The sequence below is a fragment of the Rhizobium sp. BK251 genome (assembly GCF_004345245.1).
Classification (GTDB): Bacteria; Pseudomonadota; Alphaproteobacteria; order Rhizobiales; family Rhizobiaceae; genus Rhizobium.
Map to the genome: position 1 here is coordinate 204557 of NZ_SLUQ01000010.1, position 11853 is coordinate 216409.

The 11853-nt window shown below is 57.1% G+C and carries 8 protein-coding genes and 3 pseudogenes; 4 read left to right on the forward strand and 7 right to left on the reverse strand.

Going from position 1 to position 11853, the window contains the following annotated elements; genetic code table 11:
- Positions 1 to 11: 11 nt before the first annotated feature.
- From EV286_RS25820 to EV286_RS25840, 5 genes and pseudogenes are all read right to left on the reverse strand, one after another.
- Positions 12 to 602, reverse strand: coding sequence for a dual specificity protein phosphatase family protein (locus EV286_RS25820; protein WP_132960040.1), 591 nt, complete (start codon positions 600 to 602; stop codon positions 12 to 14).
- Between the two features lie 73 nt (positions 603 to 675).
- Positions 676 to 855 (reverse strand): annotated as a pseudogene (locus EV286_RS25825) (JAB domain-containing protein); the annotation flags it as partial.
- Positions 856 to 1384: 529 nt separating this feature from the next.
- A pseudogene (locus tag EV286_RS25830) lies at positions 1385 to 1720 on the reverse strand (transposase); the annotation flags it as partial.
- Between the two features lie 93 nt (positions 1721 to 1813).
- Positions 1814 to 3349, reverse strand: a complete 1536-nt coding sequence (locus EV286_RS25835; RefSeq protein ID WP_165932936.1) for a phospholipase D-like domain-containing protein — start codon at positions 3347 to 3349, stop codon at positions 1814 to 1816.
- A gap of 278 nt (positions 3350 to 3627) precedes the next feature.
- On the reverse strand, positions 3628 to 6429 hold the full coding sequence (locus tag EV286_RS25840) for a LysM peptidoglycan-binding domain-containing protein (RefSeq protein ID WP_132960043.1): 2802 nt from the start codon (positions 6427 to 6429) through the stop codon (positions 3628 to 3630).
- Positions 6430 to 6767: 338 nt separating this feature from the next.
- Between EV286_RS25840 and EV286_RS25845 the strand changes: the two genes are divergently transcribed.
- Positions 6768 to 7100 carry a hypothetical protein gene (locus tag EV286_RS25845; RefSeq protein WP_132960044.1) on the forward strand — a complete coding sequence of 111 codons (333 nt, stop codon included), beginning with the start codon at positions 6768 to 6770 and terminating at the stop codon, positions 7098 to 7100.
- 43 nt (positions 7101 to 7143) lie between these two features.
- Here the strand turns inward: EV286_RS25845 and EV286_RS25850 are convergent, their stop codons facing one another.
- Positions 7144 to 7500: a hypothetical protein gene (locus EV286_RS25850; RefSeq protein ID WP_132960045.1), complete on the reverse strand. Its 357-nt coding sequence runs from the start codon at positions 7498 to 7500 to the stop codon at positions 7144 to 7146.
- A gap of 1204 nt (positions 7501 to 8704) precedes the next feature.
- Here EV286_RS25850 and EV286_RS32530 point away from each other — a divergent pair.
- A complete protein-coding gene (locus tag EV286_RS32530) occupies positions 8705 to 9583 on the forward strand; it encodes a hypothetical protein (protein ID WP_245500825.1) in 879 nt (292 codons plus the stop codon).
- On the forward strand, positions 9552 to 10331 hold the full coding sequence (locus EV286_RS32535; RefSeq protein ID WP_245500826.1) for a DEAD/DEAH box helicase family protein: 780 nt from the start codon (positions 9552 to 9554) through the stop codon (positions 10329 to 10331). Before EV286_RS32530 ends, EV286_RS32535 begins: the two co-directional genes overlap by 32 nt.
- Before the next feature lie 177 nt (positions 10332 to 10508).
- Here EV286_RS32535 and EV286_RS25865 read toward each other — a convergent pair.
- A pseudogene (locus tag EV286_RS25865) lies at positions 10509 to 10807 on the reverse strand (DUF736 domain-containing protein).
- Between the two features lie 701 nt (positions 10808 to 11508).
- Here EV286_RS25865 and EV286_RS32120 point away from each other — a divergent pair.
- On the forward strand, positions 11509 to 11766 hold the full coding sequence (locus EV286_RS32120) for a hypothetical protein (protein WP_165932938.1): 258 nt from the start codon (positions 11509 to 11511) through the stop codon (positions 11764 to 11766).
- The last annotated feature ends 87 nt before the right edge of the window (positions 11767 to 11853 follow it).

Here is an 11853-nt window from a genome sequence, read left to right on the forward strand (position 1 = left end):
TTCGATGAGCGTCAGGAATTCATAAAACCGAACATCGGTTCGAGCTTTTCGAAGGTCCGGTCCATGGCGTAAGCGCCGATGAAGAAGAGCGACAGATGTCCGTATGTGAGCGATATCTGCGACTCCGCGGCCATTTCCCCGAGCCTTGCGATTCCGGCGACGTAGATCGCGGAGGCCAGACCCGTCCTGTCTGCGCCGGCACGGCAATGGATGAGAATGGGCTTCTCTGCAGTGGCCATGATGGTCATCAGCTGCTTGGCTTCGTCCATCGAGAGTTCGCGCGCCGCCGACATGCGGAAATCGATATGTTTCAGGTTGAGCTTCCTGGCTGCCTCGACTTCGTTGTCATACCAGGAATGGCCCGCGTCGTCGCCGCGCAGATTGATGACCGTCTTGATGCCGTATTCATTGACGAGGTCGCCGAGCTTTTCGGGTGAGGGCTGCGACGAGCGGTAGAGCTGCCCCGGAACGACCGCGTGCACATTGGTCGATAGCTGGAGATAGGCAAGGTAGACACCGACCGCGACAAGCACGACGGCTGCCAGATGCAGGACTGTCCTTGCCTTGAGCGGCTTGTGAAAACGATCCGAAAGAAGAGACATAAGGCGTTCCGCGTCGATATGTGGCTTCCGCTAAATGCCCGGAAGATGGCTTTTTTGCATTCGCATTCGTCGATCAGATCAGCCTGAGCCCCTTCAGGCTCGCATGGCCGTCCTTGCCGATGATGATATGGTCGTGCACGGTTATCCCCAGCGGCTTTGCGGTGGAGATGATCGTCTGCGTCATGTCGATGTCGGCGCGCGATGGCGTGGGGTCGCCCGAGGGGTGGTTGTGGATCAAAGCAGTCAAAGAAATAAATGTTTGTTTATCAGTATGTTATGTGTAAATGCTGATGAGCTGGGGTATGGGTTTGGTATCTGTGGTTGGTGACGTCCCGTGATTATCCCGATGAATTCCGCCTGATCTTTTTGAGGTCGGGAAATACACGCAGGATCACGATATTCGAACGGTGCAGACATCATTATGGCAGAGTTCTGATCGTGACAAGCGCTGACTGGGAGCGGTGATGAAACCATCTGCGAACGCGCCTCGGGCCGTAGCTTCGGGAAGCTGATGATCATCTGTCCGCCGAGATGCTTCGGCCCCCGGTGAGGGGCGAGGGCCATTCGGTCCGACAACGCGCCGGAATTCATCGCCAAGGCGCTGCGGGAATGGATCGCGGCAGTGAGTGCCATGACCGCCTACATCATGTCGGGCAGTCCATGGGAGAGCGGTTGATAATATAATGATGCTTTTGGTCAAGCGTTTTAGCCCCGTATACGTTGACGCAAACTGTTCAGAACACCGTAAAATCCTCTTGCGGACGGGCGGGCCATACGTTTTTGAAAGTCCAGCCGCGCTTTCTCAGCCAGACGTCAAGCGCGCTGCGGCCAATGGATACGGCCGGTTCTCCGGCCAATCGCAGAACCATCTCATTGAGTGTGAAATCCTTTTCCTCTTCGATCATGCCGACGATGAAGTCCTCGTGGGCATCGAGGCGCGAGCCGTCGCGTCGACCCTGTTTTGCCGGGGTCAGCCGACCCGCCCGCGCACTCGCAATCCAAGCGATGGTTGTTGAAATGCCAATCCCAAACCGGGCCGCCGCTGAGCGCGCCGACATGCCGTCTCGTGAAGCAGCCAGGACGCGGCTACGAAGATCATCGCTTAACGCTCGGATCATATTGCCTCCGACCAATCACCAGTCGGAGCGATGGAATCAGAATTCGTCCAGCAAAGGAATCCTCAACGTGATTCCGCGTTCAGTGGACGCGCTCTAGCTGCCGTCTGGGTCTAGGACGTAATCCCATTGGTTGGCGAAATTCTGCTGCTCGTTGACTGACCATTTATATAAATCTTGGACCTTGCGCCCGGCGCCAACAAAGAGCTTCTCCCAGAAACCTGCACTGGGGGGAGCGGGATCGACCTTTAGCAGGCGATCCGCCTGGAAAGGATCACCGTTCACCACGTCTAGCCTCGCGAGAAAACTACCTTCCGCTTCGGTCCAAAACTTTCTCGCGCCGCTGAAGTCTATGAGTTGATCGCGGAGCAGCGGTCGTCTGGGCGTAGATAAGTGTTTCATCCAAAGCCGTATTCTCAAGTCATGTGGGAACGGCAAGGAATTCCCTGTACCGGCGCTGAGATCCATGAACCCCACCCCCAGTTCTCCGTCATGACTCAGGCCACGGCGATTGAAATTAGCTGAACCTACGAGGGCGAAGCGATCGTCAAAGATCCAGGTCTTAGAGTGTTGCCAATAACAGCGATCCGTGCCGTTCTTGTAGCACCAAACGGAGATCTTGTCGGGATGAACGGATCCAAGGACGTCCCAAAGAGCGCGGCGCCGTCTATTCGTTTGCAGCAACTCCGATTGAATAGTGCCTACGCCGCACGTAAGGACGATCAAATGCTTGAAATTCGGTTTGCTTATCGTCTTTGCGAGTGAACGGAGGAGAAGCCTGTCTCGTGCCATTTCTGCCGAAGCCACGAAATACTGGTCCTCTAAGTAGATATATTCCTCGGTCGATTGAATCGCCCTAACAAGCAGGTCATGTATGCTCGAGTTGCCGCGCGGAGCAAAACCGAACTCTGCCAATGGGTTCGGCGATGAACCAAAGCTCAAGAAGGGACTTGCCGTTAGCGACGGAATCGTCGGCCTCAGCTTGGTGAGTGGCACGTTCGACCGTGGATTTCCGTAGGTCTTGACCACCTGCGCGACACAGCCGCGCTGGCTGGGTACAGCTTTGGCGTTCGAGCGAGGCAATGCGAAATGAGCAAAGCTATTGGCCGCCTGATGTGTCGTCCAGCGATCGGCAAGAGTGTCGAAAACATCAACGGCCGCTGGCCCTTCTAGCTTGACCTGGACGTCGTGCCATGGCGCTCTATCTGGGGCGGCAAGCCGCTCCGCGCCAAAGTCCATCCCGCCGAGAAAGGCGACAGTGCCGGATGACAATTCAGCAACCACCGATTTCTGGTGAAAACAACCAGCTAGCAGAACTCGGTCGTCAACAATAGCTGCACAGCCCTTCTGCGAATTCAGCCAGTTGGCTGCATCGGTGTTCGGTCCATTGATGTGCCCGGAAAGCAATACTCGAACCCGGCATCCCTCTTTTCCCTTGCGAGCTAAAAGACTGCCAATTCCAACCATTCCTCCATCTGACGGGATCGGCGTATTCAGATCGATTGCCCAACCAGCGACGACGACTACGCCATTCGGAGCTATTCGGGCCAGTGTCTCCCCAATGGCCTTGTAATAGTCGACATAGTCAATGAAGGCAGTTACGGTCGTCCCGCTGCGCGGCGGGGTCACCATGCCTCGAGTTGGGTTGCTAATAAACCACTGTGTGGCTGGATTCGGTGAGGTAGGGCCAACAACAGGATCAACTGTCGGTGTCGGTGGTCCAGAGGGAGGCTGCCTAGGTGTCAACGGTTCTCCAGCCATTGCCTGCGAATTCTCCCTCCAGTTGATCCCCAGCGGTCACTCGGTTCTCGCTGTGAAGAACCAGTCCCAAGCTTCGATCGCGCTCAGCGTTCCGGCGATCGCGGTGACCTCTACCAGTCGATCTGCACAGAGTTTGCAAAAGTACGCTCTCAATTAGAGTTAGTAAGGCGATACTCCGTTGCCACCACTTGGTCGGTGGGCAGAATTTCGATCCATTGGCTAAATACCTTGAACGGTTCCTTTCCAAACGCGATACCTCCGGCCAATGGGTCAAAACCATGTGAGAAGACGGTTTCGGTAGGTAACGCCAGCTCTGCGTTTGGTGCACCGGGCCGAACGGGTACCGGGGTCATCGAAAGCTCGTGTTCATCGGCGATCTTCTCCGCGATCATTAACAGGACCTCACGAAGCGTGCGACCCTGGTATTCCGGCGGGTCCTGTGACGCATCGAACGGATATGCCTCTTCCAACCCGTCGGTTCCCGCGACTTCAGGGCGGCCAAGGAAAGTCATTGCATCGCGTTCACGGCCTGGACGGATTGGCAGCACGGCCTTCACCCATGGTGAGTTCAGGAAGGCGTTCCGATTGGCATCTCCGTCCAATTGCAAGAACCAGCCCAGTGACGCTCCGAGGGGAGCCGGCTCAGACTCCTCGGTGAAAAGATACTTTTGTCGATCGGAGACCAACGATGTGGATTGGAGTTGACCGGCCGCGTTCATGGCGACACGTATTTGCGCCCTTGGCCGCCACCAGTCAGGCGCAACAAAATAGAGCATGGCGTCGATGTCGAAGAAATAGCGGATTAGCTCTGATGCGACGTGGTAGTCATCGTTTTCCCATCCTGCTGTTTTCCCATAGAGGCGAGAGATAATCGCGCGATAGATGATGTTTCGTTCTTCCTCGCGCAGGTCCTCGGGGCGGCGGGAAGGGACCTGGCTGCTGAGCTTAATGCGCTTGCGCAGGGTCTGATAGAACAGCCGCTCCTTCTCGGCGGCGACAAGATCGTTGTAATCCGCCGTAGCTGTAGCGTTCTTGGCGTCGATCGCGTCCTTGGCGGCCTTCGTTGGCGTGTACAACATCGTCGCCTCAAAAGGCATCGCTTTCTTCCCACCAAAATTAGCCTTGGTGAGACGGATAGAGAACTTGTTGTTCGATGTGTTGGGGTTAGGTTGCAAGTCTGCGTCGGTAATGCGGTACTGAGCCTGCTCGCTCTTGAAATCGATGCTGACGATGCTCTTCAGCTGGAATCCTTCCGGTGCCGGTGGAATATCTATATCGAACTTGAACTGTATAATGCTGTTCGCTCCGGCATTGCGGTTGATGCCATGGTTGGCGTTTTCGTCGGAGAGAACGTAGGTCAGGTCGGTGTCGTCGTCGCCGCCATTGTGCTGCAGGAACGGAATCGCGAACGGGTAGGTGACGGGCTTATCCGGGGGATACGGAATCTTGTCGGGTCGCTTGATTGAGGGATCGAGAGCGTCGGCTGTTTCGTGCACAAATTCCCCTGTGTCCAAGGCGTTTCCGGGATTGTCGACATATAATTGCCAACACAGCTGTTGCCCTAGATCCTGTACCTGGATCGCGACCTTGCGCATTTTTCGGCTGAGTTCGTAGCTGACCAGTCGGTCCGTGGTGTTCTGAAGCACGTAGCGTCGACTTGCCGTGTCTGTCGTTTCCGTGACAGTGCGGAAGGTGGTCTTAAAGTTCTGCTTGACCTCGCTGGAGAGCTTTGACGTCTGTTCGCGCATCCGCTTGTGCGTCTGTTCCTGTGCCTGCTTGCGGGAGGAGTCCAGATTAAATGACGCACTGCCGCTTGCCTGGAAAATCGACCCAAGTCCGCCACTCGACGATGTGCTTACGCCGAGTTTCATATCATTGGCATTTTCGGTCTTGACGGCATCGGCGATCTCGTCGCGGACAGTCGTCGACTGCTCGGACCTTTCGACCATCTCGGTTGAACGTTCAACAGTTCGCTCGACAAGTGAGCGCCGCGTGTTGACCTCAATCAGTTCGACCGTGCCGCCTGGACTTATCCAAACATGTCCGACCGGCGGACCAAGAAAAGTGTCCAACTCGAAAAAGTACTCACGGAACCGATGCAGAATTCCAATCGGCGACAGAAACAGCTCCTTGGAAGGGTGGGTCTGTGCAAGCAATCGGACAGCCGCCAGAGCTCTTTCCCAGGGTTGGATATCTCGTACGAACAACTGCTGAACGATCTGCGGATCTGTGGTGGTCAATTCCTGCAACAACTGCGCAGTCGCTACTTCGCGGGGCGCATCCGCCGCGGGCAATGCAGACGCTCCCGACGCAGGCGAGCTCGCAAACTCCGTTATTAGAGACTGCCACATGTTCGGGTCTGCCGGTGCGGTGCGAGCGCGGAGCGCCAGTTCGCGACCGAAAGACGTTCCCGTTGCGTCGACGAAGCGAGGCGAGGCAACGTGAAGCCCACCATTTGGCTCGTCCTCGAGATGTGCGAGGTTGACCGCCTGTTGGAAGCGGTTAGCGATGCCGCTTCTGACGCGTTCCAGCTGAAGGTTGCTGCGCCAGCCGATTAGCGGCTGGTAAACACCGAACGGCTCGATTGCATAGGGCAGTATGCCAGTAGCCCTGAAGGGATCATCCGGACGATCGGATCGATCGGGAATTGAGAGGACCCAGCCAACCTCGATGTGGTCAGGGTCGCGGATGGCATTGGCCGAGGCGATAATCCGGAAAAAGCCGGGGTCGCCATAGAATGTCTGCGCAATCTCCGAAAGCGTATCGCCCACCACCACGCGGTGAACGCGTCCGATCTCGGGCAGCGTCAATATCTGACCGACTATTATTTCGTCTGGATTGACGATGCCGTTCGATGCGGCGATAAAGCCGAAAAGTCCCGCTTCCCCGTAGAACCGCTGAGCAATTGAGCTCAAAGTATCACCAGCAGCGACGGTATGTGTCCTGGACATGTGAACCCTCCGATCGACAGTTGGGGCACTCCCTCACCGTCGTTCCACATCTCTCATTTCCGCAGGCTGAAATACCACTTCTTGGCGACGATTACGTGTCACTCAACTGACTATCACGCAAATTGTGGAGAATTGCAATCGAAGCAGGTCACCATCCAAGGTGGCGACATATGTGCTCCGCGTGATGAGGCGAAAACGCCACGCGAAGTCCAATGGAGCGCGCAAGACCTCACTCCATAATAGTTCCTCCCGAAAAAGCTTAAAAGTTGCCAACTTGCCACTTCCGTTATCGTTTCGGTTGTAGATTTATCACGTCGCAATTCTGCTGGGGAAAAATCATGAAACTGAAACTGCTAGCGGCGCTCGCGCTGCTGCCGCTTGCTGCGTGCGCAAAACGTCCTGACGCGATCGTTCCGGCCGAGATACCGATGGCCGCATATCAAAACGATGCCTGTCAGCAACTCGCGGCCGGTCTGGCAAAGGAGAAGGCGACGCTTCACGCGCTGTCGCAAAAACAGAACGATGCAGCGAATGGTGATGCGTTCGGCGTCTTCCTGATCGGTGTGCCGATCACAAGCCTGGCCGGCGGGGACAAGGAGGGCGATATCGCCGTCTCTAAGGGCAAGGTCACGGCCATGGAGTCTGCGATGCACAGCAAGAAGTGTGGGTGAGGGCGATGAGTGGGTCGGATCACATTCGACCCACTTCCGAACGTCAATTACACCCGAATGCGCCGCACGACCCACTGAAGAAGTTTCCATCGGAGTCTGTGCCAGAATAGATGGTTGTATTTCCCATTCGGTGTTGCTGCAAATTCCAGCTTCCGCCGTCAGCAGACATACCGTTTGTATAAGTCGAATTCCCGATGTGCTGCGAATTCTGCGACCAGGACGAACCGGTGTTTGCGTTGTACCCCTGCATCATCGTGGAGTTTCCGAATCTTTGAACGGAATAGCTATTCCCGTTCATGTCGTTGCAGCTTTGAAAGTTGCCACTCCCGAAGCACGCGGCAAGAGCAGAAGTAGCTGTTGCGGCAGCCAGTGCGAGCGCAATGATAGTTGTCTTGATCATGAAATCCCCCCAGTCAGATGTACATCGACTGTAATAGAGGCGGTTGCGATAGCCACTAGGCAATTTTGAGTGGTGGCTACGACTTTCTTTGGAGGCACCAAATTCTCACGGCTCTGTCGCGACATTGGCCCGTCGTCTGAGACGCCGGTGGGTTTTCCTTTCCCTTATCGCGCACAGCGGAACCTTTCCCCGTCACCTCATTGGATAGGCATGGAGGACCCCATGGGAAAGCTAATAGCAGTCGAATTCGGCATGGCCTGGGACACTCCAGTTCACGTCTGCATCCGCAACGTTGTCTGGGAACAAATGTCCGGGCCAGGCGCTGCGCTGGACTGCTTGAAAACGCGCTGGCCGCCCCTTCGAGGCAAACGATTCGCCGAGGCGAATGCCGCTTGCCTCTGGGCACTACGCGGGGCCACGGATGTGGAATGACCCCACGGTCCCGCTGGCGCCAGACAAAGCTCTAGAGCGTCGCATGGCTGACCGGGATCGACGGATTTTGCGGCGCGCGGGGTCGCCCTGTTCCGGGTGCGATCGTCCGGAGCATGTTACGTCCAGGTGGGAGCAGACTGAAGGATTAAGGTCCAAGGGTCTGCTTCGGGTGTCCAACTGGTGTTTGCTGTTGGCGCCGGGATGGTTGGGTCGGCTGCGAAAGGACAACCCCATTTGGTGAATAGCGCGCCTCTCCCAGGCCATGTCTGGAGCATCGACCTCACCGACATAATCATAGGCGGTTGAGATTCGCCATCTGCCTTGCTCGGCATCGTATGGCCTCCCGTTCGGTGGAACAACAAGAAGGACGGACGCTCCGGGTATTCACCGGCCTGTTCTAATGAGTGGGTGAAAGGAATCTGCGGCAAGCCGAAGGTGAAATGCGGGGACTGCCCGCATCAGGCTTTCATCCCATATTCCGAAGATATCATCGAAAGCACCTCCGTGGCGGCGATGCCCGCTCAAGCGACTTTGTTGCCGGCGTATATCCATTGCTGCAAGACGAAACATGCTGGTTCCTTGCTGCTGACTTCGACAAGGAAAGCTGGGCGGATGATACCAGAGCTTTGCTGGCTACCTGTCGTGCAAAAGGAATTGCCGCAGCCCGCGAACGGTCGAGGTCGGGAACGGAGGCCATGTCTGGATATTCTTCTCCGAACCCGTTCCCGCGAGGATCGCCCGACAACTTGGTGCCGCGCTGATAACAGAGACGATGGAGAACCGCCCTGAGATCGGCTTCACGTCTTACGACCGTTTCTTTCCCAACCAGGATACGATGCCACTTGGCGGCTTCGGCAATCTGATCGCGCTTCCCCTGCAAAGGAAAGCCCGTGAAAATGGCAACAGCGTTTTTGTCGATGGCGACTCGAGACCTTACGATGACCAGTGGGCGTACCTGTCGTCGTTGAACAGGCTATCGGCCGACGAAGTCTTCAGGATCGCCGACGAAGCTGAATTGGCGGGGCGGGTCTTGGGCGTCCGGATGCCGGTTGACGACGAACATGCCGACGAGCCGTGGAAAATGTTGCCGTCACGTCGTAGCGAGCCACGGCCAATAGAAGCTGTGATCCCGCAAAGCATCAGGGTCGTGATCGCCGATCAGGTCTACATCGATAGGACGGAGCTTCCGCCTGCGCCGATCGCACAGTTCGTGCGTCTGGCAGCGTTCCAAAATCCGGAATTCTATCGCGCGCAAGCAATGCGACTGCCGACATTCGGCAAGCCGCGGATTATCTCATGCGCCGAACTTCATCCACGCCATGTCGCTATACCACGAGGCTGTTTCGATGAAGCAATCGAGCTCATCGAGAGGCACGGTTCGACCGCCGTTTTAGAGGATCATCGCGAAGATGGGGCTGCGCTACTTGCCGGCATTGCGTTCCAGGGCGAACTGCGGCGGCCCCAGTCGAGGGCCTTTGATGCTCTTGTCGTCCATGACACCGGTGTGCTTGCCGCGACGACGGCCTTTGGCAAGACGGTTGTCGCAGCCGCGCTTATCGCACATCGGGGGGCGCAACGCGTTAGTTCTTGTCCATCGCAGGGAGCTTCTCACCCAATGGGTGGAGCGCCTGAGTTCCTTTCTGTCCATTGATCCAAAGCAGATCGGCATCATCGGGGGCGGGAAAAGAAAGCCAACAGGGATCATCGACGTTGCGCTGATCCAAAGCCTGGTTCGGAATGGCGAGGTCGATGACGTCGTCGGCAATTACGGTCATCTGATTGTCGACGAGTGCCACCATCTGTCCGCCGCAAGTTTTGAACTTGTCGCTCGCAGGTCCAAGGCGCGATACGTCGTTGGTCTATCAGCGACGGTCGCCCGAAAAGACGGCCATCATCCGATCATCTTCATGCAATGCGGCCCCGTTCGCCATCGGGTTGATGCAAGAGTTCAAGCTGCCGAGCGTGGTATTCGCCACCGTGCCCGTGACCGTTCGACGAAGTTTGAGTTGCCGGCGCCTCTGGTCTCTGCCGAGCGCCCGTCAATGCCCGCGATCTATGCGGCCCTTGCGCAGGACCACGGCCGAAATGAGCTTATATTCGATGACGTACTAAAATCGCTTGAGGCCAAGCGTTCGCCGATCGTTTTGACCGAGCGAAAGGACCATCTCGATTATCTCCAGCAGAAGTTCTCGCCGTTTGTAAAGAATCTGGTGGTGCTGCGCGGTGGCATGTCGGCGAAGGATCGCAAGCAAGCCAACACGGCGTTGAATGTCGCATGCGATGATGAGCGCCTGATACTTGCGATAGGCCGCTATATCGGGGAAGGGTTCGATGACGCCCGGCTCGACACGTTGTTCCTGACCATGCCGATCGCCTGGAAGGGAACTCTGGCGCAGTAGGTCGGCCGTCTGCATCGCCAGCATGATGGTAAGAAAGACGTCCTGGTCGTCGATTATGTCGACAGCGCTGTTCCGGTGCTGGCCCGGATGGCCGTAAAGCGACGCGTGGGTTATCGCGCGCTGGGCTATGTGATCGAATGAGGGCGCCCCGCTGTGAGCGGAGCGCCGTGATGCTGGTCAGCGGGACCAGATGAGCTTGTGCTCTCCTTTGTCGCCCTGGACGAGGGAAGTATAGACCGGAGCGGTGAAGGACGGATCGTCGAGCTTGAGCGAAAGGTACTCGGCGCCCGTTTCGCGGGCGGTGCGGCTCCAGCCGGCTCTGAACTCGACACCACAGCGGTGACGCGGAAGTCAGGGGCGCGTTCATTATCGCGGTCGCAGGGTTTGATGGATGCCTTGAGGTTGAGGGTGAGGGTCTTGATGGTGCCGGCGTATGCGCCGGTTTCGTCGCGGGTGAAGGTGCCGATCTGGGCCATTGTCTTGATCTCCTGAGGTTGTTCGAAGCCGCCCGATGCGGCCTCGATGGCAGTCGAGAGGCGACGGATTGGACGGAATGCACCCACCGGGTTCCCTGTGCCTGCACGATGGGGTGGTTCTTGGGGGCGCAGCGTGAGTGAAAGGTCGGCGGAGCCGTTGCAGGCCATGGCCGGTCCGGCGCCAGACCAGCCCAAAAGAGACGCCGTATCGGGGGCTTTGCAGCAGTGTCGTCAGAGAGCGACAAGGACGATCGGTGCCTGCCATCAGCACGAGCAGCGCCGCACACGGTGCCCAGCGCTCCCTCCCGCCGTCACTGCTTCAGCGTGAGGTACAGCAATGAGCGCTGGCCGCGTAAGGCTCTGCTCGCCGTGATGAAGACGGGTAAGCTGCTGCTCGCCTGCCGCTGGAACGAAGTTGATTCCTTCGATTTACTCGACAGTCGGACTTCTCCGATACGACCAACCATCGAGGGTATCAGAATGGCAAAACGAATGCGTAGGCAATCGCCGCAGGGTCGATGGCCGGATCACGTGGCTACAGCCACATGTCGACGGGTTCAGGAGTTGGCTCGCTCAGCGGAGCTATTCGGCTACGACGACCGTTGAGGTGATACGCCTGCTGGCGCTGTGGGGCGACTGGGTACACGTCGCTGGATATCGTCATTGCCCGATCAGAGCACTGGGACCGGCTGGAGGCTGGGATGGAAGATTACCCCGAAGCAGCCATCATATTGGTGGAGAACGGGCAGATTTCTCAGCAGGCCGAGGCGACCGAAATTGTCCCTTCTCGCATCCTGAAGATAGTCTTATACGACCTGCAACAGGCCGAAGGCTACATTTTCGCCCTTGCCGAAGAAATCTGCAACGACCGACTGCTGGCGGCGCCCTCGCCAGTTGTCGAAGCACCGCGCCTCGAATCCTCCGTTGCTGTCGGGCGAAATGAAAAACTGCCCCCCTAACGAAGCGAAGAACAGACCCCTCGTGTAAAAACGAGGAGGAATGGATGACGAGCGCGATCTTATCGCATCCTGCATTGTCGCGAACGA